This is a genomic window from Corynebacterium sp. LK2510, from assembly GCF_040946405.1.
Classification (GTDB): domain Bacteria; phylum Actinomycetota; class Actinomycetes; order Mycobacteriales; family Mycobacteriaceae; genus Corynebacterium.
The window spans coordinates 80316-107023 of sequence record NZ_JAYWLR010000002.1; the positions used below are offsets into that span (position 1 = coordinate 80316).

Genomic DNA, 26708 nt, shown 5'->3' on the forward strand with positions numbered 1-26708 from the left:
ACCCCCATTACCGGTTTGTCCCCCGTACTCGCGTTTGTCCTCGGTGTCGTCCTCACCGTCCTCGCTGTGCCATTGCTGCAGCGCACCGGGCGGTGGCGCGAGCGACGCCGCTCTCGCAGCGAGGATGACGGCGCCAAGGTGTCCACGATCGGCCAGGTCCTACACCTGGTGGTACAGGGCTCGCCATCTGGCATCGCCGTGATCAACCGCTCCGGCCGTGTCATTATGTCCAACGCCCGCGCCCACGACATGGCGCTCGTGCACGACCGCACCCTCAACCCGCAGGTGTGGAAGGTGGCCGAGGAGGTCTTCTCCGACCTTGAGCGGCGCAGGTTGGATCTTGACCTGCCTCAGCGCACCACCAGCAGTCGCATCCACAATGTGTCTGCGTTGGTGAAGCCGCTGACGCTCAGCGATAACTCCTTCGTGGTCGTTTACGGCACTGACGAGTCAGAAAACGTACGCATGGAAGCGGCGCGCCGCGACTTCGTTGCCAACGTTTCTCACGAGCTGAAAACGCCGGTCGGCGGGATCTCGCTGCTGGCTGAGGCGTTGCTGCAGGACCCGACCGACCCCGACATGGTCACCTACTTCGGCAACAAGCTGTCCAAGGAAGCCAAGCGGATGGGCGAGATGATCACCGATCTGATCTCCCTGTCCAAGCTGCAAGGCGCCGAGGCTCTGCCGGATATGGCGGCGGTGCGTGTTGACGATGTCATCGAGGCCGCCATTCAGCGCAACCAGGTCGCTGCCGACAACCGCGAGATCGAGTTGACCCGTGGTGCCCCGACGGACATTTCCGTTCTGGGCGATCGGTCGCTTTTGACCGCGGCGGTGTCCAACCTTGTGTCCAACGCTATCGATTACTCGCCGAACAACCAGCCCGTGAGCATCACACAGAAGGTGGTGCGCGACTCGGTTGTCCTCATTCGGGTGACCGACCGTGGCATCGGAATTGCACCGGAGGATCAAAAGCGCGTGTTCGAGCGGTTCTACCGCGTCGACAAGGCGCGTTCGCGGGCGACGGGCGGCACGGGCCTCGGACTGGCGATTGTCAAGCACGTCGTGATGAACCACGGCGGTAATATCAAGCTGTGGTCCCGGCTCGGGACCGGCTCGACGTTTACGATCGAGTTGCCTATCTACACCCCGAAGGCACTGGCATCCGACGAGGGGACAGCCGCCTCTGAGCAGCTCGACGCGGACGAGGCCGTTGAACCTGGTGCGGGGCTGCGCAAGGCCGTGACGCGGGTAGCGGGCCGTCGAAAAGAAAAGGAAGACCAGTGACGAAGATTCTCATTGTCGAGGACGAAGAATCCCTCGCCGATCCGTTGGCCTACCTGCTGGGCAAGGAGGGCTTTGACGCCGCCGTGGCCGGGGACGGTCCGACGGCGCTCGAGGAGTTCCAGAAAGGCGACATCGACCTGGTTCTGCTCGACCTCATGCTCCCTGGCATGAGTGGCACCGAGGTATGCCGCCGCCTGCGCGCCGTTTCCTCCGTGCCGATCATCATGGTCACGGCCCGTGACTCCGAGATCGACAAGGTCGTCGGCCTTGAGCTGGGTGCGGACGACTATGTGACCAAGCCGTACTCGACCCGCGAACTCGTCGCGCGCATCCGCGCCGTGCTGCGCCGCGGCCCCGAGGTCGAGGAGGACGGCGCCCTCGACGACCAGATTATCGAGGCCGGCAGGGTCAAGATGGACGTCGAGAGGCACACAGTGCTTGTCGACGGCGACCCGGTCCCAATGCCGCTTAAAGAGTTCGACCTCCTCGAGTACCTCATGCGCAACGCCGGCCGCGTGCTCACCCGTGGCCAACTCATCGACCGCATCTGGGGCGCGAACTACGTCGGTGACACCAAGACCCTCGACGTGCACGTCAAGCGCCTGCGCACGAAAATCGAGGCTGAGCCGTCGCACCCGACGCAGCTCGTCACAGTCCGCGGGCTCGGCTACAAGTTCGAGGCCTAGCGGCCCTCCTCCAGCGAGCGTGCCTGGGTGGTCGCCGGGTGCGCCGAGCGCGCCTCGTCCGGCAGGCCCGCACGGGCCGCGCAGTGGCGCGCCAACACCTCGTAAGGCTTTTCGCCGATCAGGGCGATGAGCTCGCTTTTCATCGACTTCCACACCGGTATCGCACCATCAGCGGTCGCGGTGTGGCACTCGGGCGCGGCGGTGCACCACCAGTCGAAGTCTTCGCCGCCCCCGCCCCACTGGCGGCGGTGGTATTCGCCGATGGTGGTGCGCAGGATGTCCACCCCGTCCGGGCGCTCCTGCCACGCATCTTCCCGGGAAAACGGCACCTGCCAGCACACCTCCGGCTTGGAGCCCACGATCGGGCTGCCCGACGCCATCGCCCACTGGTGCAGGGCGCAGCCCGGACCTGTGGCGGCATCGGCGCGGTTGGCGAAGATGCAGGCGCCGTCGACAAGCTTGGTCTTCAAGTGCGGGCCGTCGTCCTCGGGCTCCGTGTCGTCCCACTCAAGCCACGGCTCAAGCTCGATGGGGTCGGCGTTGGCGATGAAGCTGTCAACGTCGCTTGGGCGCAGCTGCCAGTACTTCGCCGGCATGTCGGCCACCGCGTTGTAGACGGTGTCGCGATCGGTCTCGTCCGCGAGGTAGGCGCCGTGGATGCAGCAGCCGACCGCGGGGATCGACTCGTCGATACCGTGGCACTGCGGCGTGCCGAAACGGCACGACCAGGTCGATTCCGCCCAGGTCAGGTCGATGGAGAAGTAGTGGGTCGGGTCGTCGGGGTCGATGAACTCGAACCAGTCGCGGGGGAAATCCGGCTCAACCTCCCGCCCAGCCGCGATGGATTTGCCTGCCGGAGAGGTAGCCGGGAAGCCCAGCGGCACCGGGTTAGGGGGTTGTTGATTCACACCTCAGTACGGTAGACCCACTAATGTGAGGGTGTGCGACTAGGTGTATTAGATGTAGGCAGCAATACCGTCCACCTCGTGGCGGTGGATGCCCGCAGCGGTGGACGGCCCACCCCGATGAGCGACTGGAAGCGTCCCCTGCGGCTTGTTGAGCAGCTGGACAAGCGTGGCAACCTCGTGGACAAGGGCGTGACAAAGCTCGTGGACACGGTCCAGGAGGCCAAGGACCTCTCCGAAAACCTCAAGTGCGAGGCATTCCTTGCTTTCGCGACCTCCGCGGTGCGTTCGGCGAACAACTCCGACGCGGTGCTCGAGAAGGTTCTCAAGTCAACCGGTGTGGAACTGCAAGTCCTCTCTGGTATCGAGGAGGCGCGCCTGACGTTCCTCGCCACGCGCCGCTGGCACGGCTGGTCCGCGGGGCGGATCACCAACCTCGACATCGGCGGCGGTTCGCTGGAGATTTCCAGCGGCGTGGAAGAGTCACCGGATCTGGCTACCTCGCTGGAACTCGGCGCCGGGCGCCTCACCCACCAGTGGTTCGACACCGATCCGCCAGAGCGCAAGAAGATCAATCTTTTGCGCGACTACATCGACGCCGAGCTGGCCGGACCGGCCGAGGAGTTCCGCGCGCTCGGTGAGACGGGCCTGGCCGTCGGTACCTCCAAGACGTTCCGGACTCTTGCCCGCCTCACCGGTGCGGCACCCTCCTCAGCTGGTCCTTTCGTGCGCCGCTCGCTGACCGCGCCGGGCCTGCGCCAGCTGATCGCGTTCATCTCCCGCATGACCGCGGCCGACCGCGCGGAGCTCGAAGGCATCAGCTCGGACCGCTCCCACCAGATCGTCGCCGGCGCCCTGGTTGCGGAAGCTGCCATGAGGGCGCTTAATCTTGATAAATTAGACATCTGTCCGTGGGCTCTGCGTGAAGGCGTGGTCCTGCGGTGGATTGATCAGGGCCACCTCGGGCCCATAGGACCGTCGACGCACACCCGCGCAACCGACGCAGACCAAGGAGATGACCGCTGATGACTGAGGGAAAGCAGCTCACTGTTGCCGAACTCCTCGCCCGGGCGGGAAAGGAACCCTCGGACGCCGGCCACTCCCGCCCCCGCAGGCGCCGCAGCCTCGAGGACGGCGGCGTCTCTGTCGCGGAGTTGACCGGTTCGATGAAGCGCGTCGACGCGCGCCCGGTGGAGTCAAAGCACTCGAGCGTTCCCATTGATGCCCCTGCTGCTCCCGCTGAGCCCGCCGCGCCGGCGGCCGCTCACCAAGAGCCTAAGGAGCCGGTCGAGTCCCTGTTCACCCCGCATGTTGCAGCAGTGACGGCTGAGCCGGCACGCGACGTCGATAACGACAAGACGGATGTGTTGCGCCGCGTCGACGCTCCGCTGCGCGAACCTGCGCGCACCGGCCGCGTCGAGGAGGGGGCCCTGGACGAGTTCGGGGAGTTGCGCAGTGAGGACGAGCGTCGTGATGAGGGGGGCGTCGAGAAACGAGAGCTCGTCGAGGAGGACACAGCGGCGATCAACCCGATCCTGCTGGTGCTACTCGTCTTTGCTGGCCTCGTGCTCGGCGTGCTGGGCTTTATGGCGTTCCAGTGGGTGTGGGCGAACCTGTCCACCATCATCGCGGCGCTGCTCGCGCTGGCGACTGTCGCTGCCGTCATCGGTGGCGTGCGCGCGCTCAAGACGGGCCGCGACGGTCTGACCACCGCGCTGGCCGCTGTCGCCGCCGCTGTCATGGCCTTCGGTCCGGCGCTGCTGGTCTAGCGTCGTCTCCGCTACGCGCCACCCCCGGTCGTGAACCGCTGGGTGGCGCGTTTTTGTGTGCCTGGTGTGGCGCTGGTGTGGCACTGTTAGGGGCATGACTAAGGCACACCTGAACGCAGACAAGATTGCCGTTATCGGCGCGGGAAACATTGGCGAGGCGCTCATCTCCGGGCTCGTGGCCGCCGGGGTTGATCCGCAGCGGATCACGGCGACGAACCGCACTCCCGAGCGCGGCGCGCAGCTTACCGAGCGCTACGGGATCCTCACAACGGGCGACAACAGCGAAGCCGCCGCGGACGCCGACGTGGTGTTCCTGTGCGTCAAGCCGAAGCAGGTCGTTGGCGTGATCGAGGAGATCGGTGAGACGATCGCGCGCAACGAGACGTCCACCGCGCTCGTGTCCATGGCGGCGGGCATCACGCTCACCGCGATGGAAAGCGCGGTCTGCGCGGCGGGCACGCCCGTGGCCCGGGTCATGCCGAACACCCCGATGCTGGTGGGCAAGGGTGTCCATCTCGTGTCCTTCGGCCGGTTCGTGGAGGACGCCCAGCGCGAGCAGATCGCGGGGATGCTCGAAGCCACCGGCGAGGTCGTGGGCATCGACGAGTCGCTTATCGACGCCGCCACGGCCGTGTCCGGCTCCGGGCCCGCCTACTTCTTCCTGCTCACCGAGTCGCTTATCGACGCCGGCGTGGCCCTCGGTCTGCCGCGCGAGACGGCCGTGAAGCTCGCAACCGCAACTGCGGCGGGCGCGGGTGAGATGCTGGCGGGGGAATCGAGCCCGGCTGAGCTACGCCACGCGGTGTCCTCTCCTGCGGGTACCACCGTCGCAGCGATCCGTGAGCTGGAGGAGTCCGGTCTGCGGGGCGCGATGTACCGCGCGACCGATGCATGCGCGCGCCGCGCACGTGAACTGGGCAAATAGTCTCCGTTGTCCCAGTGGGGCGCATCTGTCACACGCGCCGTCGTGCGTCAACTGAGAGAACTCTGCAAATTTTTTGACACTTGAGTCGCACCGCGCCCAACGTTCACGCTAGGCTGGTTCCAGCACGTGCGTGATCGTCCTGTGGGAGGGGAAGCCTACAGCGCGACCGTGCTTGAAGGGTTAATTTATTTATGTCTCAAGAAGATAAGGGCAAGTTCCTGACCGTCGCCGAGGTCGCAGACATCATGCGCGTCTCCAAGATGACGGTCTACCGCCTCGTTCACTCCGGTGAGCTCCCCGCCGTGCGCGTGGGCCGCTCCTTCCGTGTGAACGAGAAGGCGGTTAACGAATACCTCGATTCGTCGGTTTACGACGTCGGGTAGATCGCACAGGCCCCGGGGCGTGCCCCCGGGACCTGGCCCAACCGCACCGCCCCCGCCACGCTGAGAAGCAGGCGAGGGCGGTGCGGTTTTTGGTGTGCCGATGCCGTGCCGGTATGCTGGGAACATTCATGCTGGTGGCGGAGTGAGCGCTGGGAGTGTGCACCTCCCGCGTTCCGCCTGAGACGAGCGCTGGGTCTTGATCCGTGCGCGTTACCGCCTGCCGGCAGGTTTTGTACGTACACAACGATCGAAATGAGGAAACCTAATGGGTTCAGTCATCAAGAAGCGTCGCAAGCGCATGTCCAAGAAGAAGCACCGCAAGATGCTGCGCCGCACCCGCGTCCAGCGTCGTAAGCTCGGCAAGTAAGCGGCAGCAGGCGCGAGCCTTCGGACTAGGCCCACACCCCGAAAAGGGTGTGGGTCTTGTCGTTTCTCGGCAAAGGGCGAAAGCGCGGTCTCAGGGTTAGCGGCGCTGGACGGCGCGAGCTGCAAAGGCCCCGGCGGTAACGGCAGCTGCGGCGGCGAGCCCGACGCGGATCGCCCGGTTGCGGGACAGGCGCCGGATAGAGCGGTACTCGCGCACCTCCCACCCGCGCTGCAGGGCGTGGGCCCGCAGAGCGCGGTCGGGGTTGATGGCCACCGGCGTGCCCACCATCGAAAGCATGGGGATGTCGTTGATGCTGTCGGAGTAGGCGGTGCACTGGCTCAGGTCGAGGCGCTGGATCGCCGCGAGCGCGGCCACCGCGTGCTTCTTGCCGGGGCCGTGCAAGATGTCGCCGACGAGGCGCCCGGTGAACTCGCCGTTGTCTGCCTCCACGACGGTGCCGAGGGCACCGGTGAATCCGAGCCGCTCGGCGAGTGCCTGGCCAATCTGCACCGGGGTGGCGGAAACGAGCCAGACCTGCTGCCCGGCGGCGATATGCATGGCCGCCAGGTCGATCGTGGGCTGGTAGGCCTTGCCGAGCATCTGCTGGTCGACGATCTCGGCGCACAGGCGGCGCAGTTCCGCGACGCTCTTGCCCTTGACCAGGCTCAGCGCGTGCTCGCGGCCCTTGGCGATGTCCTGCGGGTTCTCCGCACCACTGAGCCGGTAGCGCAGTTGCTTGATCAAACCGGGCGCGAGCTCGCGCAGGGTGATAAAGCGGTGGCGCGCCAGACCGGCGGCGAGCAGGACCAGGGAGGAGCCCTGAACGAGTGTGTTGTCGATGTCGAAAAACGCCGCGGCCTGCGCATCTTGCGGAATATCGGGGTCCGGGGCGGTGACCCGTGATGCGCCGGCGGAGGCGAAGGCACCCCCGACGGAGTCCACGCCGAGGCTGAACTGGTCCAAGCTGATGCCAAAGGTCTCCTCCACAGCGACAGCGGCGGCGGCTTCACCGGCGGCGCGCTGGGCATCACTGCCCAGCGGCGGCAGCGCGGTGTCCTCTAAGAAACGGCGGAGGTTGCCGTGTGAGGCCGACCAGTGGGCGAGGAATTCGCTGCCGGGAAGGGGACCGAATTCCGCGCTCATAAGGGACTCAGCCTTTCGTGGGGAGGTGGGGGAGTAGCGTTGTTCATCGTAATTCGTCACCCGCCCGAGCGCTCGCCTCGGCGGGAGACCTGACCGCAGTATCGAGGGGCGTGGAGGAATAATGCGGAAAGTGCAGCTCATGGTGCGCGCCACGTGCGGTTCGTGCGCGCGAGTGGCGGAGCAGATCCGGCCGGTCGTCGATAAGCATGGGGCGAGCCTCGAGCTTGTCGACGTCGACAAGGCACCCGACCCCGAACTCGCCATGGAGTACGGCGACCGGGTACCCGTGGTGGTCATCGACGGTGAGGAGTTCGCGTGCTGGGAGGTCGACAACGACGCCCTCGCCGCCGAGCTGGGCTAGCCGGTGGGCTATCCTGTGGTGTGATGTGTCGAGATTGCGGAGGGATTTTGTGAGTGTTCTCGTCGTAGGGATGTCGCATCACTCGGCACCTGTGACGCTGCTCGAGCAGCTGAGTATGGATGACACCGTCCAAAACTCGACGACGACAGCGCTGATCAGCCGGCCTTCCTTGACGGAAGCCATGATCATTTCCACGTGCAACCGCCTCGAGGTCTACACGGTGACCAACTCCTTCCACAGCGGTGTCGAGGACGTCCTCGGGGTGCTCTCCGAGGTCTCCGGCGTCCCAGAGGCAGAGCTGCGCACCTACCTGTACGTGCGCTACGCCGACGCCGCGGCCGAGCACATGATGACGGTCGCCGCGGGCCTTGACTCGATGGTGGTGGGCGAGCAACAAATCATCGGCCAGGTCCGCAGCAGCTACCAGGACGCCGCTGAGCGCGGCACCGTTGGACCCGGTCTGCACTCACTGGCGCAGTCGGCACTGCACGCCGGCAAGCGCGTGCACTCCGAAACAGCCATCGATGATGCGGGGGCGTCCATGGTTACGCTCGCGCTTGAGCAGGCCATGGAGTTGATGGGGGTAGACACCCTGCGCGGAAAGTCGGCGCTTGTCCTCGGCGCGGGTGCAATGGCGTCGCTGTCAGCAACCCACCTGGGCAGGCTCGGGGTGGACAACCTTGTCATTGCGAACCGTTCCCGCGAGCGCGCCGAGCGCCTCGCCTCCCACTCCCGCGAGGCAGGCGTGGCTGCGGAGGTTGTGGACTTCGCCGACCGCGCCGGTGCCCTGGCGCGGGTGGACATCGCAGTTTCCGCCACCGCGAGCGGTGGGTTCACCATCACCCCGGAAGACATCGACGGGCCTGTTACCCTGGCGGATCTGTCGCTGCCACGCGATATCGACGACGCGGTCGCACTGCGCCCGGGCGTCAACCTGGTCAACATCGAGTTCCTCCACAAACAGCTGATGGAGGGCGATTCCGCCGACAGCCAGGCACACCGCGCGGCCTCCGCGATCGTCGCGGAGGAACTTCAGGCGTTCAGCTCGCAGCAGCGCGTTCGCGAGGTCGGCCCCGCCGTGGCGCAGTTGCGCCGCGCCGCCAACGAGGTCACTGAGTCCGAGCTCGAACGGCTGCGCTCCCGGGTGCCCACCCTCGGCGAGGAGGAGTTCGAGGCCGTCTCCAGGACCGTCCACCGTGTTGTGGACAAGCTGCTGCACACCCCGACGGTGAAGATCAAGGAGCTGGCGGCACACTCCGAGACCGTCAGCGTTGAAACCGCGCTGGAGGAGTTATTCGGCCTGGGCCGATCCTCTGTGGCGGTTGATGCCTCCCGCCTGCCCACGCGCGACGAAATCTCTAAGGAGACGTAAATGCTGAAGATCGGTACCCGCGGCTCCAACCTGGCCACGACACAGTCGGGGCACGTCCGCGACGCAATTGCCGCCACCGGCCACGACGCGGAGCTGTCCATTGTCACTACCGCCGGCGACATCTCGACCGCGCCTGTCGAGCGCATCGGCGTCGGAGTGTTTACCTCGGCGCTGCGCGACGCGCTTTACGCCGGTGAAGTGGATATCGCCGTGCACTCCTTCAAGGACCTGCCCAGCGCGTACGAGCCACGCACGCACCTGATTGTGCCGCGCCGCGAGAACTGCCGCGAGGCGCTCATCGCCCGCGACGGGCTCACCCTCGCGCAGCTGCCCGAAGGTGCGCGCGTGGGCACCTCCGCACCTCGGCGCGTGTCTCAGCTGCGCGCACTGCGCCCCGACCTGGACATTCGCCCGTTGCGTGGCAACATCGAGACCCGCATGGGCTACGTCACCGACGGCGAACTCGACGCGGTGATGCTCGCCTTCGCGGGCCTGTCTCGCGCCGGCTACGGCGAGCGCGCAACAGAGGTTTTCGAGCCCTCTGTCTTCATGCCCGCGCCCGCCCAGGGAGCGCTGGCAGTGGAGTGCCGCGTCGACGATTCCGAAACGCGCGCCGTGATCGACCAGCTCGTCGATCCGACGGCCACGATTTGTGCGGCGGCTGAGCGCCAGATCTTAGCGACGCTTCAGGCCGGTTGCACTGCCCCGGTGGCCAGCTACGCGGAGTTCGACGGGCAGACGATTGTCCTGCGCGGCGGCGTCTTCGCCCCGGACGGGTCTGCCCAGTTTGTCGAGACAGCCTCCGGCGCCGACCCCGCGGAGGTGGGCCACGCCGTGGCCGCGCAACTGCTCGAGCGCGGCGCGGGGAAGTATCTGACCTAACCCGTGTTTTTGTTTCCGTGTTTTTGTTTCGGGGTCAGTTCACTTTAAGGTGTATCTAGCATACGGCGGATCGGCCCTGGCACACCGGGGCCGAATTCTTCGCGCCTCGCCCATCAGGGGTTAGCACCTGGGGCGAGTGTGTGGGATCTGTGCCTGGAGACGGTGCCTGTAAAGAGGTCGTCTCCGGTGCGCGTTTCCGGGCCGGTTTTACCGCGGCCATCCACCGACGTATCATGCCTTCATCGACGCCATGAGAAAAGACTCTGAATGACTAAGCCCTCGCACACGTCCCGGCCGGGAAAGGTTATCTTCGTCGGCGCAGGTCCGGGTAACCCCGATCTGCTCACCGTCCGTGCACGTGAGGTGATGGAAACCAACTTTATCGCGCTCGTTGAGCCGGCCGTCCTTCAGGGTGTGCGAACTGTCGTCGCTGCGAAGCTGCCGGTTCCGCCGGAAAAGATCAAGGCCGCCACCGAGCTCTACGAGCAGATGTGCGCCGAAGCAAAAGCCGCCGGCGCGCGCCGCCGCCCGCCGCGTCCTGCTGATCCCACAGCTGCTGAGATCGAGGAGCTAGACCTAGGCGCGGAGGAGGCGCTGGAAGCGTTCCGCGACGCCCTCGACCGTGCCGCCGAGGCAGTCGAGCGCGGCCACGCCACCGACGCCGACGTGCTGCGCATTGTCAGCGGCAACCCGCTGACCCGCGACGCCGTGATGGCGGAGATTTCCGCCGTCGCCGCCGCCGGCCTCGAGTTCCATGTCGTGCCTGGCATGTCGCTGCCCTCGACGGTGCCCTCCTTCGCCGGTATCGCCCTGGGCTCGACCTACACCGAGACGGACCTGTCCAACGACAACGTGGACTGGGACCAGCTCGCGGCCGCGCCGCAGCCGCTGGTGTTCCAAGCCGTTGCCGAACAGCTCGACACCATCTCCGCGGAGCTCATGCAGCGCGGCTTTTCCGGATCCACCCCGCTGACCGTGACGGTCAACGGCACCACCCGTCTGCAGCGCACATTCGACGCGACGCTGGAAACTGTGGGCAAGATCGATGCCGATTTGGGTGGCGAGCTCGTGGTGACCGTCGGCACGGCTGTCGACGACCGCACGAAGTACTCCTGGTGGGAGAATCGCTCCCTCTATGGTTGGCGCGTCCTCGTGCCGCGCGCCAAGGAGCAAGCCGGTGACATGAATGCGCGCCTGAGCTCCTACGGTGCGATCCCGCAGTCGGTGCCGACGATCTCGATGGAGCCGCCGCGCAACCCCGCCCAGCTGGACCGCGCGATCAAGGGCATTGTCGAGGGCCGCTACCAGTGGGTTGTTTTCACCTCCGTCAACGCGGTCAATGCCGTGTGGGAGAAGTTCGAAGAGCTCGGACTCGACGCGCGCGCCTTCGCTGGGGTGCACCTGGCGGCGGTGGGCACCAAGACCGCGGACGCTCTGCGCGCCCACGGTATGTTCCCCGAGCTCGTGCCGCACCGCACGAAGCAGAATGCGGCGGGCGTGGTGGAGAACTTCCCGGAGTACGTCGAGGATATCGACCCCGTCTCCCGGGTCCTTCTGCCGCGCGCCGACCTCGGCACGGATGTGCTTGTCGACGGCCTCGTGGACAAGGGCTGGGAGGTCGACGACGTCGTGGCCTACCGCACCGTGCGCGCCGCACCGCCCGCGCCCGAGGTCCGCGACATGATCAAGACCGGCGGGTTCGACGCGGTGTGCTTCACGTCTGCTTCGACGGTGAAGAACCTCGTCGGTATCGCCGGCAAGCCGCACCAGCGCACCATCATCGCCTGCATCGGCCCGATGACCGAGGCCGAGGCGCGTGAGCAGGGCCTGCGCGTGGACGTCACCCCCGAGGTCGCGGACGTGCCCTCGCTTGTCGACGCCCTCGCGGCCCACGTCGCCTCCCTGCGGGCCGCCGGCCAGCTGCCGCCGCCGCGTAAGAAGCGTCGTACCCGCCGCCGCGCCACTGAAGAGGAGTAGGAAGGCGCGGTCAGGTCGGGCTCGTCGCGGAGATGTTTTCCGGTGTCGGGGCTACGTCTTAGTATGGGGGTCGTGTCTTCCTACGAATTGCCCCGCCGCCCGCGGCGCCTGCGCCAGAACCCCGTGATGCGCGCGTTTACGGCGGAGACCCGCCTCAACCCCGCCGACTTCATCCTTCCGTTGTTCGTCGCTGACGGGATCAGCGAGAAGCGCGAGATCTCCTCGATGCCTGGCCAGTACCAGCACACGTTGGACTCGTTAAAGCAGATCAGCCACGAGGCGCTCGAGGCCGGTGTGCGCTGCGTCGACTTGTTCGGGGTGCCGCTGCCCGAGGACAAGGACGCAGAAGGTTCTGTCGCGTGGGCGTCAGACGGCATCCTCAACCGCGCGCTGCGCGCGTTGCGCGAGGAGGTCGGCAACGACCTGCTCATCATGGCGGATACCTGCCTCGACGAGTTCACCGACCACGGCCACTGCGGGCTTGTCGGCACCGACAAGCACGGCAACGCCGTCGTGCTTAACGACGCCACCTTGGACCTCTACGCCCGCATGGCGGTCGCCGAGGCCGAGGCGGGCGCGCACATTGTGAGCCCGTCCGGGATGATGGACGGCCAAATTGCCGTGATCCGCGCAGCACTCGACCAGGCTGGCTTTGAGGACGTGGCGATTATGGCTTACTCCGCGAAGTACGCCTCGGCCTTCTACGGACCGTTCCGCGACGCGGTGGGTTCCACTCTGACGGGGGACCGCCGCACCTACCAGCAGGATCCGGCGAATGTACGCGAGTCTCTCCTCGAAGCTCAGCTCGACGTGGAAGAGGGCGCGGACTTCATCATGGTCAAGCCCGCGATGCCGTACCTCGACGTGCTCTCCCGCGTGGCCGAGGCCTCCCCGGTCCCCGTCGCGGCTTACCAAGTCTCCGGGGAGTACGCGATGCTGCATGCCGCCGCCCGCAACGGCTGGCTCGACCTCGAGGCCACCATGATGGAGTCGCTGACCTCGATCAAGCGTGCGGGGGCGGACCAGATTCTGACCTACTTCGCCATCGACGCGGCAAGGCGGATCGGATGACGCAGCTCCCGCCGCCTAATCGGTCCAGCCAGCCGTCCGCGCCGGGAGGTGCCCCGAAGCACTTGGGCAAGCTGCCGGAGGCTGTGCGCCTGATGGTGCTCACACTCTCGGCGATGTTGACCGCGGAGTTGATCCACCAGTTCCTTACTGCCGCGGCCGTCCTGATCGACCCGAGCGCACTGCGCGAAAGCGCCCGCGACGCGGCCCGGGGTTCGGCTGAGCAGATCAGCGACGCGATGATCACGATGACGGTTTACAGCTCGGTGGCGCTGATGCTGGTCTTCCAAGTCGCCGTCGTCGGCCTGCTCGCTTTCGCCGTGCGCGCGGTCGCACGCCAATCGGCGTGGTCGAGTCGCGCGCTGCGCCTGCTGCAGTTCTTCGCGCTGTTTTTCTCTCTGCGCATGCTCGCGCTGTTCATCATGACTCCCGACTCTGCCACCGTTCCGGTCGCGCTCTACGCGGTCGATGGGGTGGTGCAGATCCTTGCAGGTGTCGCCGGTGTCGTGGCCTTCCTCTACTCTATGCAGGACGACGTCCAGAAATACGCGCGCCAGCCCGACAGTCGAGGCCCGCGGCACGACGAGCAAGGCAGGTAGGCATTCATGGCCGGTATGTACCCGACGATGGTCGCAGATCCCAACGACCCGAACCGGCGCCACACCGCCGCGTCCGGCGATGGGTGGCCGCCCGCTCTGCGCAACGGCTATCGCCTTGCACTCGTCGTCGCCGTGCTCATGCTGGTGAGCGGGATGATGGCGCTTGCTGGGGGCTTTCCAGACGGCGCCGACGAGGCGTTCCGCGAGCCGTTTATGCGCAACATGCGCGTTGCCGCCGGAGGCAACATCGTGCTCGGAGTTGCCATCGCCTCCTGCGCGGCGTTTCTCGAGCGCGGCTCGATCACCGCCCGCCGGTGGCTTGCCGGATTCGCGGCGGCCGCGATTTTTCTCAACATCGCGGCGTTTATCCTCCAGGTGACAAGCTGGGCGTCCTTTATCATCGCAGCGGCGTTGGCTATCACCATGCTGTTGGTGTTCCGGCCCGCAGCTAACGCATACATGGACCGGAAGAATTCGCTGTGGAACGGGATTGAGTAGGTGCCCCACAGAAAACGTGACGTCCACCTGGACGAATGCATCGCCGCGGCCCGTTCGGCCGCGAAGCACGCCGGGTTCGACCCGGACGGCCCGCTTGAAGGGGGCAGGTCGTTTCGCCCCAACCGCTCCTACGCCTTCGAGCTCAGCGGCCTGGAGGACGCCCCGCAGGTCCAGGAGATCGAGGACGCGCTCGAACGCATCGACGGTGTCAGCGCCAGGCTGGTCTACCCCTCCGCCACTGCGTGGGTGACCACCTCCGAGGCTGTGGATCCCCGGCAACTTATCGAGGTCATCGAGGGCTTCGGGGTCCGCGCGCGAATGACAGATTCCACCGTGCACCGCCGCGCGCTCGGCCGCCACGCCGCGGAGCACCCGTCGCCGCGCCGCGGAACCCGCGGGATGACCGGCAAGATGCGCCGCCAGCGCCGCGACATCGAGGCCAACTTGGTGCGCGACCGCGCTGCCGGGTTCTTGCGCGGTGAGCCGGAACATGTCCCCTCCAGCCAGATGGACGTGTTGTTCACGGCCCGTGACATGGTGACGCCGCTGCGCATGTGGGTGGCGATCTTGTTGACCATCCCGGTGCTCGTGCTCAGCTACGTGACGCAGCTGCAGTTCGACGGGTGGCAGTGGGTCTGCCTTGGCCTGGCGACCCCGGTTGCGTGGTGGTGCGCCTTCCCGTTCCACCGTGCCATGGCGGGCGGCGTGCGTCGCGGCATGTCCGCGCTTGATGGGGCGAGCTCGATCGCGATCATTGCGTCCTACCTGTGGTCGCTGTTCGCGCTGCTGTTGACGTCGACAGGCGAGATCGGCTGGCACTCGACTGGCGGATGGTTGTCGAGCCACCACGCCGGGGGAATGAAGGTGTTTTTCGACGTCGCCTGTGGCGTGACCGCGTTGCTGCTGGTGGGGAGGTACAACTCCACGCGGGTGCGCTCCTACCTCCTGCAGGATATGGAGGCGCACCGCCCCGACCCGGCGAGCGAGTTCATGGTCACGCGCCGCAGCCGCGCCAGCGACCAGATCGTGGAGGAAAAGCTCCCGGTCGCCGAGATCAACCGCGGTTACGACGTCAAAATTAACCAGGGCGACATCATCCCAGTCGACGGCGATGTTGTGGGCGGGTCCTGCCTGTTGCAGCGCCCGCTTATCGACGCCCGCGAGCCCCTCGCGGCCAAAGTCGGCACCCGCGTCTACGCCGGGTCCGTCGTGGAGAAAGGCAGCATCAAGGTGCGCGTCGTGCGCACCGGGCATGCGACACGGTGGTCCGCGGTCAACAGCTGGGTCGAGAACGCCTCGATGCGTGAGAACATGGCGACGATGCTCTCGACCCGCAGCGCCGGGCTGCTCATCCCCGCCGCGTACTTCATCGCGCTGTTCGACTTCGGCCTGTGGTTCCTCATTACCGGCAACTACAACATGGCGTTCTCCACGGCCGTGTCCATCCTCGCCGTCGTTGCCCCCGTGGCGCTCGCCATCTCCCCGGCGGTGGCCATCCGCCTAGGCATCGAGGCCGCCGCGCGCAACGGCATCATGCTTCGCGACGGCGAAACATTCCGCGGCCTGGAAAACACCGACACCATCGTGTTCAACCGCGTCGGCGCCCTGGTCACCCCGGAGATGACGGTCGAAACGGTCACCCCCGCAGACGGAGAGGACCCCGACATGGTGCTGCGCATCGCCGCGGCCCTGTCCATGGAATCGCCGCACCCGCTGGGCAAAGCGCTCGTCAAGGCGGCTCGAGAGGCGCGAGACACCCGCAACCGTGATGCCTCGACACCGGTGTGGATTGAAGTCAGCAACACCGACGTCAGCGCCGAGGGCGATTTCACAGCCCGCGTGACCCTCACCTTCGAAGACGAGCCGGGGGAGGAGCACACCGAATCCTTCGAGGCGAGGCTGTGGCGTCCCATCAACCTGTCCAGCTTGCGGGGACGGCTCGCCGTGGCTGCCACTGCTGGTGGCGCGCCCGTGATCGTGCGCTGGAAGGGCAAAGACAGGGGAGTGATCACGCTCTACGATCCGCCGAAACCGGATGCGATTGTGGCCGTCGAAAAGCTTGAAGAGATGGGCGTGGAGACGGTCATGCTGACCCGTGACATCTACCCGGTTGCGCGTCGCTTCGCTGACTACCTTGGTGTCTCCAGCGTGTTGGCGGGAATCTCCTCGCACAACAAACCGATCGCTGTGCGCGCCCTGCGCAGCCAGGGAGCGACCGTGACGATGGTCGGCGACCACTCTGTTGTCGATTCGCTCAAAGGCGCGGACGTGGGCATCCTTTATGCCACCGAGGAGTCCGAAGAATCGGTCGACGCGCGACTGAGCACAGTCGAGGACTCGGTCGAGGTCGTCCTGCTTCGCGACGACGTCACAGCCGTGCCGCAGCTCATCGAACTCGCGCGGCGCGTCAGCCGGATCATCGACTCCAACATGGTGTTCGCCTGGCTCTACAACGTGGCGGCCATCATCCTGGCAGTGGCCGGTTTCCTCCCACCGGTCGGAGCGACGCTGCTCATGCTGGGCAGCTCCATGTACATCGAGCTGCGCTCGGTCCGCGCCCGCCGGTTCCCCACCTGATTTAGCGCTTGTCCCGGGCGGTAGGCTTGAGCGCATGACTAGACGCGACCTGGGCCACGCCCCCCTCCTCGAAGCAGCGCGGGGACAGACCCCGTCCCGCACCCCGGTGTGGTTCATGCGCCAGGCCGGCCGTTCCCTACCGGAGTACCGGAAGGTTCGCGAAGGCATCTCCATGCTGGACTCCTGTTTCATGCCCGAGCTGCTGGCCGAAATCACGCTGCAGCCGGTGCGCCGCCACGACGTGGACGCCGCGATCCTGTTCTCCGACATCGTCGTCCCGCTCAAGGCAGCAGGCGTCGACGTCGAGATCGTGCCCGGCCGGGGCCCCGTGATGGCGAAGGCGATTCGGACTGCGGCGGACGTCGATAAGCTCCCCGTGCTCGAACACGACGTCGACGAGGTGGCCAAGGGCATCGAGATCATCACCGGCGAGCTGACCGAGCGTCAGGCGCTCATCGGCTTCGTCGGCGCGCCGTTTACCCTGGCCAGCTACCTCGTCGAGGGCGGGCCGAGCAAAAACCACGAGACGACCAAGGCCATGATGCACGGCGACCCGGACACGTGGCACCGCCTCATGCGCCGCCTCGTGCCCACGATCATTACCTTCCTGCGCACCCAGGTCAACGCCGGCATCGACGCGATGCAGCTGTTCGACTCCTGGGCCGGCTTCCTCACCGAGGCCGACTACCGCGAGCACGTCCTGCCGTACTCCACCGAGATCCTCGACTCCGTCGCAGGAGAAATCCCGCGCATCCACTTCGGCGTGTCCACCGGGGAGCTCCTCGGAGCGATGAGCGAAGCCGGATCCGAGGTCATGGGCGTCGACTGGCGCGTGCCTCTCGACGCCGCAGCGAAGCGCTTCTCCTCCCCACGCGTCCTCCAAGGCAACCTCGACCCGGCGATGCTTTTCGCTGGTGAGGACGTTGTCCGCTCCGAGGTTGAGCGCATCAAGGGTGAGGCTGCGCGCGCAATCGCCGCCGGCGACGCCACCGGCCACATCTTCAACCTTGGCCACGGCGTGCTGCCGACAACCGACGCCGACGCCATCACCGAAGCCGTCCGCATCATCCACGAGGAGACCTACTAGATGAACATCGCCATCATCGGCGCCGGCCTCGCCGGACTGACCGCCGCCTACGAGCTGCGCGACTCCGGCCACAGCGTCGACGTCTACGAGGCCACCGAGCGCCTCGGCGGGAAGCTGCACACCGTCTCGTTCGAAGCCGGTCCGACCGACATGGGAGCCGAAGCATTCATGGCGCGCCGCCGCGACGCCGTCGAGTTCTTCACCGAACTCGGCCTCGCCGACTCGCTTCGCGAACCCTCCGGACTCGGTTCCCTGGTCTACGTCGACGGCGAGTGCCGCGCCCTGCCCCGGGGCGGTGTCATGGGCATCCCGTCGTCGTCTGAAGGCGTGGCCCACCTCGTCTCTGCCGAAACAGCGGCGCGTATCGACGCCGAAAAAGACCAGCCCGGGTTCGATTGGGAAATCGGTGGCGACATGAACGTCGGCGCTCTCGTCCGCGCGCGCTACGGCGACGACGTGGTGGACAACATCGTCTCCGCACTCCTCGGTGGGGTGTACTCCTGCAGCGCCGACGACCTCGGCATCCGCGCGACCGTCCCGCAGCTCGCCGTCGAATTTGACCGCCTGGCCGCCGACGGGCCGGTGCACCTGTCCACCGCCGTGGCCAACCTCGAAGCAGCACGCTCCGCCCTGCCCACCGGGCAAGGCGCCGTCTTCAACGCCTTCAAGGACGGCTACCAGGAGGTATACGAGACCCTCGCCGAGAAGTCCGGCGCCGACATCTACGTCGACTCCTTCATCTCCGGGCTGGTCCGCAACGACGCCGGCTACACTCTGACCGGCGGCGAGGACACCGTCTACGACCGCGTCATCCTCGCCGTGCCCGCACCGACCGCCGCGCTGCTGCTCAAGGGCGTTGCTCCCGCCGCCGCCGAGGTTTTGAAGACAGTCAAGCTCGCCGACTCGGTCGTTGTGGGCATGCGCTTTGCTACCGACGAAGGCCTGCCGGCGAACTCCGGAGTCCTCGTTGGAAGCGGTGCCCAGGACGTCCGAGCGAAGGCGTTTACGCTCTCCTCCCGGAAGTGGCCCCACCTCGCCGAGCGCGGCGGCGCCCTGGTGCGCGCCAGCTTCGGCCGGTTCGGCGATACCATCGCGGTGCGCGCCTCCGAGGACGACCTCGTGGACTGGGCACTTGATGACCTGCACACCATCACCGGCTTCGACGGCCGCGCCGCCGGCCTCGAGGAAATCTACGTCCAACGCTGGTTCGGCGGCCTGCCCCGCTACAACGAGACCCACCTCGCCACCGTCGCTGAGGTCGAGCGCGAGTTGGCAGACGTACCGGGGCTGTCCGTGACCGGGGCGTGGGTCGGAGGCGTGGGTGTGCCAGCCGTCATCGCGCACGCCCGCGGGGTCGCCCGGGAGGCGTAGGGGGTCGGGTGGTTTTCGGGCCTGTTTTGGGTTAGATGCTCGTCCCGTCCCAGGCGTAACAGGGAAATGACGAGCATTTAGGCGGTTTTCGGGGTGGAATCGGGTCTGTTTTGGTCTACATGCTCGTCCCGCCCCACGCGTAACACGGAAATAACGAGCATGTAGGTGTTCTCGGGCTTCTTTCGGGGTAGATGCTCGTCCGGTCACACGCGTCACAGCCTCGCTCCGGAATGACGAGCATGTAGGGGGCTTCGGGACGAGACTGGGCCGGCGTCGTCCTACTTGCTCGTTCCGTCCCAGGCGTAACAGGGAAATGACGAGCATTTAGGCGGTTTTCGGGGTGGAATCGGGTCTGTTTTGGTCTACATGCTCGTCCCGCCCCACGCGTAACACGGAAATAACGAGCATGTAGGGGCTAAGAGGAGAAATCCGCCCCAACTAGCCCCGTCCACAAGCCACACAAGCCACTCACGCCACACACGCCCCACCCGCCACCGCGCGCCGGGTGGTAGTGTCCCAACCCATGTCAAGCTCCATCCCCGGCCACGAACCCGGCCATGAACCCGGCCACGAACCCGGCCACAAAACACCGGACACAACCGAACCGGACACAACCGCAACCACCACCGACCGCACAGACAAGGAGTGGTGGGAGGAGGACGGCCTGCCTTGGAAGACTAAGCCGACGAGGGCTGATTACTGGTGCCTCGGCTGGTTCGTGTTCGCGGGGCTGTTCGGTTTGGCGATGATCCCGCTGCGTGCCTGGCTGCTTGGTTTGGATCCGCCGTTGATGCTGGCGTTGACGGGGTCGCGGATTGGTGCGGCGTCGACAGGCGCGCTCGCGGCGGTGGGGGAGGCCGACAACTGGCTCGGCTACATGCTGATCGGCTCGCTGGTGGCGATCAAGTTCGACTGGATTTACTGGTGGGCCGGCAAGCTATGGGGCCGGGGCATTCTGGATGTGCAGGCGGGGCAGTCGAAGCAGGCGGCGCGCAATATCGCGCGGGCGGAGAAGTGGGCTGTCAAGCTTGGGTGGCTGGGCATTTTGCTGGCGTATGTGCCGATTCCGCTGCCGATTGCGCTGGTGGTGTTTGTGCTGGCGGGTATGACGGGGATGAAGCTGTGGAAGTTCATAGTGTTGGACTTCGTGGCGAAGACGTTGTGGTCGCTGGGGTACTTCGCGCTGGGGTGGTCGATAGGCGAGCCGGTCGTGTTTGTGCTCGAGCAGTATGCGCGCGTGGCGGGGTGGATTGCGATCGCGCTGGTTGTCGTCGTGGTTGTCACGGCCAGCCGCAACAAGTCGAAGAAGTAGGCGGCCTGACGGATGCCCTAAGATGGCGGACTATGAGTGAGCACGTACCCACGTCCGGAAACGTCGCACGATCCGCCGAGTTGTTCGCCCGCGCCCAGCGGGTCATCCCGGGTGGGGTGAACTCGCCCGTCCGCGCCTTTGGTTCGGTAGGTGGCCAGACGAGGTTCATCGCCGAGGCTCATGGGAGCACGCTTATCGACGTCGACGGCAACGCCTACGTCGACCTCGTCAACTCCTGGGGCCCGATGCTGCACGGTAATGCCCACCCGCAGATCCGGGAGGCCGTGGAGAAGGCGCTGGCCAACGGCCTGTCCTTCGGCGCTCCCACGGAGGCGGAGGTCGACCTCGCCCAGATGATCATCGACCGCACCTCTGTAGAGGAGGTTCGCATGGTCAACTCCGGCACGGAGGCCACGATGAGCGCGGTGCGCTTGGCGCGCGGGTTCACGGGCCGGTCGAAGGTCGTGAAGTTCGACGGCTGCTACCACGGCCATGTTGATGCCCTCCTGGCGTCGGCAGGCTCGGGGCTCGCCACGTTCTCCCTGCCCGATTCCCCGGGAGTGACCGGCGCCCAGGCAGCCGACACGATTGTGGTGCCGTACAACGACATCGCCGCCGTGGGGAAGGCGTTCGCCGAGAACCCCGGCGAGATCGCCTGCGTGATTGCTGAGGCCGCCGCGGGCAACATGGGCACCGTCGCCCCCGAGGACAACTTCAACCAGAAGCTCAAGGACCTGGCGCACGCCAACGGCGCGCTGCTCATCCTCGACGAGGTCATGACGGGCTTCCGCACCTCCTACTCCGGCTGGTACGGGGTGGATGGCGTCGCGGGTGACCTGACCACCTTCGGCAAGGTCGTCTCCGGCGGGCTGCCGGCTGCGGCGTTCGGCGGACGTCGCGACATTATGGAGAAGCTCGCGCCCAACGGGCCGGTCTACCAGGCGGGCACGCTGTCGGGTAACCCGGTGGCCATGGCCACCGGCATGGCGTCGCTGACGCTGGCCGAGGAGTCCGTCTACCCGGTGCTGATGCGCAACGCCGACCGCCTCGCGGGCCTGATCAGCGACGCGCTGGCGAAGGAGGGCGTGGCGCACCACATCCAGCGCGCCGCGACGATGCTGTCCGTGCGCTTCGCCGAGGGGCAGGGGAGCAACTTCGACGACATGAAGGCCGCGGACACCTTCCGCTACGCCCCGTTCTTCCACGCCTTGCTGGACAACGGCGTCTACGCCCCACCGAGTGCGTTCGAGACGTGGTTCGTCTCCACCGCGTTGACGGACGACGACTTCTCCAGGATCGAGGCCGCGTTGGTCCCGGCCGCGCGCGCCGCCGCGCAGGCGGAGGCCGGCCAGTGACGCGCACAATCGTTCACCTGGTCCGCCACGGCGAAGTTTTCAACCCGAAGAAGATTCTCTACGGGCGTATGCCTGGCTACCACTTGTCGTCGAGAGGCGAGTCCATGGCCGCCGCGACCGCGCGCTTCTTCGAGGGCCGCGACGTAACTTATCTGGCGGCGAGCCCGCTCGAGCGCGCCCAGGAGACGGCCCGGCCGATCGCCGAGGTCACCGGCCTAGAGATCGACACGTGCGAGGGCATCATCGAGGCAGGCAACACCTTCGAGGGGCTGCGCACCAAGGGGCTGCGCTCCCAGCTGCTTAACCCGATCCGGTGGCGCCACATGAAAAACCCGCTGACCCCAAGTTGGGGGGAGGCCTACGCGGACATTCTGGAGCGGATGATGGCGGCAGCAAAGGATGCCCGGGCGAAGGCTGAGGGACACGAGGCTGTGCTGGTCAGCCACCAGCTGCCGATCGTGACGGTGCAGCGCTTCGTCCAGGGCAAGCCGTTGGCGCACATGGGCCGCGACTGCGACCTGGCGAGTGTCACCTCGCTTGTGTTCAACGGTGATGTTGTAGTGGACTGGTCGTACACCCGACCCGCCAAGGACATTTAAATGCGTAGATTCATCGCGGCGTCCGCCGCAGGGCTCATGGCCGCCGGTCTGCTCACCGCCTGTGGCTCCGGGGATACGGGGGAGACGTTTTCCTTCCACTCCCCGGGAGGCCAGGTGGAGATCTTCTACGACGAGGCCGACCGTTTGCCCCTCGATAATTTCAGCGGTGAGTCCCTCATGGAACCGGGGGAGCAGATCCAGCTGTCCGACTTCGCCGGCCAGATCGTCGTGCTCAACGCCTGGGGCCAGTGGTGCGCCCCGTGCCGTGCTGAGGTCGACGACCTCGAGGCGACCCAGGAGAAGCTGCAAGAAACCGGTGTCGGCACGGTGCTGGGCATCAACGTGCGCGACTACAACCCGGAGATCGCCCGGGACTTCGTCACGGACAACGGGGTGACCTACCCCTCGATCTACGACCCGCCGTTCAAGACCGCCGCCTACCTCGGCGGTGTGCCGAGCTCCGTCATTCCGACCACCGTCATCCTGGACAAGCAGCACCGCCCGGCAGCGGTGTTCCTGCGCGAGGTGACCGCCGACGATCTGCTGGCGGTGACCGACAGGCTGGCCGAGGAGGCGGCGTAGATGGGCGAGCTGTTTTCCAACCTAGTCACGACCGGCCCGCTGCTGCTCGGCATTCTCGCCGCAGCCCTTGCCGGACTGGTCTCTTTCGCTTCCCCTTGCGTCGTCCCGCTCGTGCCCGGGTACATGTCGTATCTCACCGGCACCGTCGGCGGCGAGCTCGAGTACGGGGAGAAGGGCCCGCGCGTGGGCAAGAAGCGCCAGTGGGCGGTGGTCAGCGCCGCAGGCCTGTTCATCGCCGGTTTCACGGTTGTGTTCCTCTTAGCCACCGTGTCGGTCTTCGGGATGATCAGCCTCATCACGCTCAATGCGGACACGCTCATGCGCGTCGGCGGCGTGGTGACAATTCTCATGGGCCTGGTCTTCCTCGGGTTGGTTCCGGCCCTGCAGCGTGATACCCGCATGCAGCCGAAGCGCTGGACCACGTGGGTGGGAGCGCCCCTGCTCGGCGGGGTGTTCGCCCTCGGGTGGACGCCGTGCCTGGGGCCCACGCTGGCGGCGGTGATTTCGGTGTCGGTGGGCTCGGATGGGTTCACCGCCGCCCGCGGGATCATGCTGGTTACGGCGTACTGCCTGGGGCTTGGCCTGCCTTTCCTCCTGTTGGCGCTCGGCTCGGCGCGCGCGGTGGCGGGCATCGATTTCCTGCGCCGGCACACCCGCACCATCCAGATCATCGGAGGCATCCTCATGATCGTGGTCGGCTTGCTGCTGCTGACGGGCGTGTGGAACTACTTCATCGGCTGGACCCGCCAGCTCACCGTCGGTTTCGGCTCCACGATCATCTAGCCGTGTCTCCTCACGGCACGCGCGCCTCCCGCACGCACGACGACTACACCAAGGAGCACTGATGGGCACCGTCGCGACATGGCTGCGCCGCACCTGGCACTGGCTGACCAGCATGCGCACTGCGCTGGCACTGCTGTTTCTCCTCGCGCTCGCCTCCATCCCGGGGGCGCTTTTGCCGCAGCGTTCGGTGAGCGCAACGCTTGTCGACGACTTCCTCGCCGCGAACCCCACCATGGGGCCGATCTACGACAGGCTCGAGCTTTTCGACGTCTTCGGCTCCACCTGGTTCATTGCCATCGTCACGATGCTGATGATCTCGCTGATCGGCTGCATCATCCCGCGTTCGATTGACCACTGGCGCGCCTACCGCGCGAAGCCGACGCGCGCGCCGAAATACCTCGCCCGCATGCCGATGCATGCTGAAGGGGTCGTGGACGGCGGGCTGGTGGACGTCGAGAAGCGAGTGCGCGGGCAGCTGAAGCGCTGGCACGTCGCGGCCTACGAGCCGGGTGAGGACCGCGCGGGCGTGTACTCGCTGTCGGCCGAGAAGGGCTACACGCGCGAGCTGATGAACCTGCTGTTCCACATCGGCTTAGTCGGCATGATCGTGGCGTTTACCGCGGGCCGGATGATCTACTACGAAGGCCAGGTCATCGTGGTGACCAACTCCGAGTCAGAGTATGCGGTCCCTGTCGAGCAGTCGCGCGAGTTCTGCAATACCTCCCCGGCCAACTTCGACATCTTCCGGGCCGGCCCGCTTTTCGACGGCACCGGGCTGACCCCCTTCTGCTTTGAGGCACACACCTTCGAGGCGGACTACCTCAACAACGGCCAGGCCAACGAGTTCCGTTCCGCCATCTCCTACACCGACGACCTCACCACTGACCGCTCCGAGTGGGAGGACACCACCCTGCGGGTCAACCACCCGCTGCGCATCAGCGGCGACCGCGTCTACCTGCAAGGCCACGGTTTTGCCCCGCAGATCACCGTGACGTGGCCGAACGGGGAGTCGCGCACCCAGCTGCTGCAGTTCCGCCCGACGGACGTGCAGAACTTCCTATCCTCCGGCGTCATGCGCTTCGACCCGCCGGCGGGCATGTACCCGGATCTGACCGAGCGCCGCGAGAACCAGATCGCCGTCGAGGGCGTGTTTGCACCCACCGCGCAGTGGACCGGCCCGAACGCCGACATGCTGCAGTCGAGCTTTCCGTCCATGACGGATCCGGCGATGGCCGTGGACGTCTACCAGGGCGACGCGGGCCTGGACACCGGGCGCCCGCAGAACATCTTCGTGTTGGACCAGTCGCTCATCGCGGACGGCCGGTTGCAGAAGATCGACCGCGTCAACCTCACCCCGGGGCAGGACGTCACGCTCGACAACGGCGTGTCCATCCGCTTCGATGGCGCCGCAGAGTTTGCTAACTACCAGATCTCGCGCGACCCGACGCAACTGTGGTCGCTGGCGACGACCCTGCTTATGCTCGGCGCGCTCATCGGCTCGCTGACCATCAAGCGCCGCCGCATCTGGGTGCGGCTCTCTCCAGTAGACGGTGGCACGCACGTCGAACTCGCCGGCCTGGCGCGCACCGACCGCGCCGGCTGGGGTGCCGAGTTCGAGGAGATCGCCGACCGGATCCTTGGCGGGGTTGCTCCGGATGAAGACGATCCCGGCAACGAAGTCGACGACCTCGGATAAAACGCGCGCCCGTACCTGCGGCAACGGCTGCGGACGCGCCCGCGGGGGCCTTGGCTCCCATCTGATGGGTGGGGTAGGTTAACCCCTATGCTTGTGAACTCCACCATGGCGGACCTGTCTGATCTGACGTTCCGCACGGCGTTTGTCATCTACATCGTGGGCATGCTGATGTCCTGCATCTACTACGGGCGGATGTTTGGAGTGATCGACATGCGCCGCCAGCGCGAGGCGACCCGCGCAGAACGCCCCAAGGTGGCAGTCGGCGCCGGTGGGGGTTCCACGGTTGTGCCCGAGGCGACTGACGCTGGAGACGGCCTGGCTGCAGGGGAAGAAGCGGAGTACCAGTCCCGCGTGGAGGGTGCGCGCAAGTGGGCGGGCATGACCCAGGCACTTGTGTGGTTCGGAATCCTGCTGCACCTCGTCGCCGTGATCACCCGTGGCCTGGGCGCGCGGCGCTTCCCCCTGGGCAACCTCTACGAGTACATCCTGATGATGACGCTGGTGATCATGGTTGTGGCCGCGATCGTCATCCAGCGTAAGAAGTGGTACTCGATCTACCCGTGGCTGCTCGCACCGATGATCGTGGCCATGTACCTCAACGGGACGGTGTTCCACATGCAGGCCGCACCCGTGGTCCCGGCATTGCAGTCCTACTGGCTGCCGGTCCACGTCTCCTCCGTCTCCGTGGGCGCGTCCATCGGTATCGTCTCCGGTATCTTCTCCCTGCTGTACCTGCTGCGCATGTGGCAGCCGCGCGGCGAGGAGCAGGGATTCTTCGGCACCCTGATCAAGCCTCTGCCCGCGGCGAAGACCTTGGACCAGCTCGCCTACAAGACCGCGATTATCACCCTGCCGCTCTACGGCATCGGCATCATGCTCGGTGCGATCTGGGCCGAGGTCGCCTGGGGCCGGCCCTGGGGCTGGGACGCCAAGGAAACGGTCTCTCTGATTACGTGGATCCTCTACGCCGCCTACCTTCACGCCCGCGCCACAGCCGGATGGAAGAACTCCAAGGCCGCATGGATCAACGTCTTTGCGCTGGCGGTAACGATTTTCAATATGACATATGTCAACACAGTGATTGCCGGGCTACATTCCTACGCCGGACTGAACTAGAGTCATAG

Annotated in this window: 26 protein-coding genes; 24 read left to right on the forward strand and 2 right to left on the reverse strand. The window is 66.3% G+C overall.

What is annotated here, in order from left to right; translation table 11 throughout:
* Nucleotides 1-15: 15 nt before the first annotated feature.
* Entirely contained in the window at nucleotides 16-1287 is a 1272-nt protein-coding gene (locus VVR41_RS02120; RefSeq protein ID WP_321103395.1) for an ATP-binding protein, read from the forward strand.
* On the forward strand, nucleotides 1284-1973 hold the full coding sequence (locus VVR41_RS02125; RefSeq protein WP_321103393.1) for a response regulator transcription factor: 690 nt from the start codon (nucleotides 1284-1286) through the stop codon (nucleotides 1971-1973). The genes VVR41_RS02120 and VVR41_RS02125 overlap by 4 nt, the downstream gene beginning before the upstream one ends.
* Here the strand turns inward: VVR41_RS02125 and VVR41_RS02130 are convergent.
* Entirely contained in the window at nucleotides 1970-2881 is a 912-nt protein-coding gene (locus VVR41_RS02130) for a hypothetical protein (protein WP_368523414.1), read from the reverse strand. The genes VVR41_RS02125 and VVR41_RS02130 overlap by 4 nt on opposite strands.
* A gap of 33 nt (nucleotides 2882-2914) precedes the next feature.
* Here VVR41_RS02130 and VVR41_RS02135 point away from each other — a divergent pair, with 33 nt between their 5' ends.
* The 5 genes from VVR41_RS02135 to VVR41_RS02155 all read left to right on the forward strand — a co-directional run bounded on the left by VVR41_RS02135 (nucleotide 2915) and on the right by VVR41_RS02155 (nucleotide 6322).
* The gene (locus tag VVR41_RS02135; protein WP_368523415.1) at nucleotides 2915-3904 is read left to right on the forward strand and encodes a hypothetical protein; all 990 of its coding nucleotides are present in this window, start codon (nucleotides 2915-2917) and stop codon (nucleotides 3902-3904) included.
* Nucleotides 3904-4647, forward strand: coding sequence for a hypothetical protein (locus VVR41_RS02140; RefSeq protein ID WP_368523416.1), 744 nt, complete (start codon nucleotides 3904-3906; stop codon nucleotides 4645-4647). The genes VVR41_RS02135 and VVR41_RS02140 overlap by 1 nt, the downstream gene beginning before the upstream one ends.
* A gap of 94 nt (nucleotides 4648-4741) precedes the next feature.
* Nucleotides 4742-5572, forward strand: coding sequence for a pyrroline-5-carboxylate reductase (proC, locus tag VVR41_RS02145; protein ID WP_321103386.1), 831 nt, complete (start codon nucleotides 4742-4744; stop codon nucleotides 5570-5572).
* A gap of 191 nt (nucleotides 5573-5763) precedes the next feature.
* Entirely contained in the window at nucleotides 5764-5955 is a 192-nt protein-coding gene (locus tag VVR41_RS02150) for a helix-turn-helix domain-containing protein (RefSeq protein WP_321103384.1), read from the forward strand.
* A gap of 265 nt (nucleotides 5956-6220) precedes the next feature.
* On the forward strand, nucleotides 6221-6322 hold the full coding sequence (locus tag VVR41_RS02155; protein ID WP_003855542.1) for a 30S ribosomal protein bS22: 102 nt from the start codon (nucleotides 6221-6223) through the stop codon (nucleotides 6320-6322).
* A 96-nt stretch (nucleotides 6323-6418) separates the two neighbouring features.
* On the opposite strand, the gene VVR41_RS02160 is transcribed toward VVR41_RS02155, so the two are convergent.
* Complete coding sequence (locus VVR41_RS02160) at nucleotides 6419-7465, reverse strand: HAD family hydrolase (RefSeq protein ID WP_368523417.1); 1047 nt, start codon at nucleotides 7463-7465, stop codon at nucleotides 6419-6421.
* Between the two features lie 121 nt (nucleotides 7466-7586).
* Here VVR41_RS02160 and VVR41_RS02165 point away from each other — a divergent pair, with 121 nt between their 5' ends.
* The 17 genes from VVR41_RS02165 to ccsB all read left to right on the forward strand — a co-directional run bounded on the left by VVR41_RS02165 (nucleotide 7587) and on the right by ccsB (nucleotide 26700).
* Complete coding sequence (locus tag VVR41_RS02165) at nucleotides 7587-7826, forward strand: glutaredoxin family protein (RefSeq protein WP_321103296.1); 240 nt, start codon at nucleotides 7587-7589, stop codon at nucleotides 7824-7826.
* A 49-nt stretch (nucleotides 7827-7875) separates the two neighbouring features.
* Entirely contained in the window at nucleotides 7876-9198 is a 1323-nt protein-coding gene (locus VVR41_RS02170; protein ID WP_368523418.1) for a glutamyl-tRNA reductase, read from the forward strand.
* Complete coding sequence (hemC, locus tag VVR41_RS02175) at nucleotides 9199-10080, forward strand: hydroxymethylbilane synthase (RefSeq protein WP_368523419.1); 882 nt, start codon at nucleotides 9199-9201, stop codon at nucleotides 10078-10080.
* A 267-nt stretch (nucleotides 10081-10347) separates the two neighbouring features.
* Nucleotides 10348-12057 carry a uroporphyrinogen-III synthase gene (locus VVR41_RS02180; protein WP_368523420.1) on the forward strand — a complete coding sequence of 570 codons (1710 nt, stop codon included), beginning with the start codon at nucleotides 10348-10350 and terminating at the stop codon, nucleotides 12055-12057.
* A 72-nt stretch (nucleotides 12058-12129) separates the two neighbouring features.
* A complete protein-coding gene (gene hemB / locus VVR41_RS02185; protein WP_368523421.1) occupies nucleotides 12130-13128 on the forward strand; it encodes a porphobilinogen synthase in 999 nt (332 codons plus the stop codon).
* Nucleotides 13125-13724, forward strand: coding sequence for a hypothetical protein (locus tag VVR41_RS02190; protein WP_368523422.1), 600 nt, complete (start codon nucleotides 13125-13127; stop codon nucleotides 13722-13724). Before hemB ends, VVR41_RS02190 begins: the two co-directional genes overlap by 4 nt.
* 6 nt (nucleotides 13725-13730) lie before the next feature.
* Nucleotides 13731-14222, forward strand: coding sequence for a hypothetical protein (locus VVR41_RS02195; protein ID WP_368523423.1), 492 nt, complete (start codon nucleotides 13731-13733; stop codon nucleotides 14220-14222).
* Nucleotides 14223-16799 (forward strand): heavy metal translocating P-type ATPase, encoded by a 2577-nt coding sequence (locus tag VVR41_RS02200; RefSeq protein ID WP_368523424.1) that lies wholly within the window; start codon nucleotides 14223-14225, stop codon nucleotides 16797-16799.
* 34 nt (nucleotides 16800-16833) lie between these two features.
* Nucleotides 16834-17886 (forward strand): uroporphyrinogen decarboxylase, encoded by a 1053-nt coding sequence (hemE, locus tag VVR41_RS02205; RefSeq protein WP_321103971.1) that lies wholly within the window; start codon nucleotides 16834-16836, stop codon nucleotides 17884-17886.
* Complete coding sequence (locus tag VVR41_RS02210) at nucleotides 17887-19257, forward strand: protoporphyrinogen oxidase (RefSeq protein ID WP_368523425.1); 1371 nt, start codon at nucleotides 17887-17889, stop codon at nucleotides 19255-19257.
* A gap of 523 nt (nucleotides 19258-19780) precedes the next feature.
* Entirely contained in the window at nucleotides 19781-20569 is a 789-nt protein-coding gene (locus VVR41_RS02215; RefSeq protein ID WP_368523426.1) for a DedA family protein, read from the forward strand.
* A gap of 32 nt (nucleotides 20570-20601) precedes the next feature.
* Nucleotides 20602-21924, forward strand: coding sequence for a glutamate-1-semialdehyde 2,1-aminomutase (gene hemL / locus VVR41_RS02220; protein WP_368523427.1), 1323 nt, complete (start codon nucleotides 20602-20604; stop codon nucleotides 21922-21924).
* On the forward strand, nucleotides 21921-22523 hold the full coding sequence (locus VVR41_RS02225; RefSeq protein ID WP_368523428.1) for a histidine phosphatase family protein: 603 nt from the start codon (nucleotides 21921-21923) through the stop codon (nucleotides 22521-22523). The genes hemL and VVR41_RS02225 overlap by 4 nt, the downstream gene beginning before the upstream one ends.
* Complete coding sequence (locus tag VVR41_RS02230; RefSeq protein WP_368523429.1) at nucleotides 22524-23105, forward strand: TlpA disulfide reductase family protein; 582 nt, start codon at nucleotides 22524-22526, stop codon at nucleotides 23103-23105. It begins immediately after the preceding gene.
* Entirely contained in the window at nucleotides 23106-23888 is a 783-nt protein-coding gene (locus VVR41_RS02235) for a cytochrome c biogenesis CcdA family protein (RefSeq protein ID WP_368523430.1), read from the forward strand.
* 61 nt (nucleotides 23889-23949) lie between these two features.
* Entirely contained in the window at nucleotides 23950-25584 is a 1635-nt protein-coding gene (locus VVR41_RS02240) for a cytochrome c biogenesis protein ResB (protein WP_368523431.1), read from the forward strand.
* An 87-nt stretch (nucleotides 25585-25671) separates the two neighbouring features.
* Nucleotides 25672-26700 (forward strand): c-type cytochrome biogenesis protein CcsB, encoded by a 1029-nt coding sequence (gene ccsB, locus VVR41_RS02245; RefSeq protein ID WP_368523432.1) that lies wholly within the window; start codon nucleotides 25672-25674, stop codon nucleotides 26698-26700.
* Nucleotides 26701-26708 lie beyond the last annotated feature (8 nt).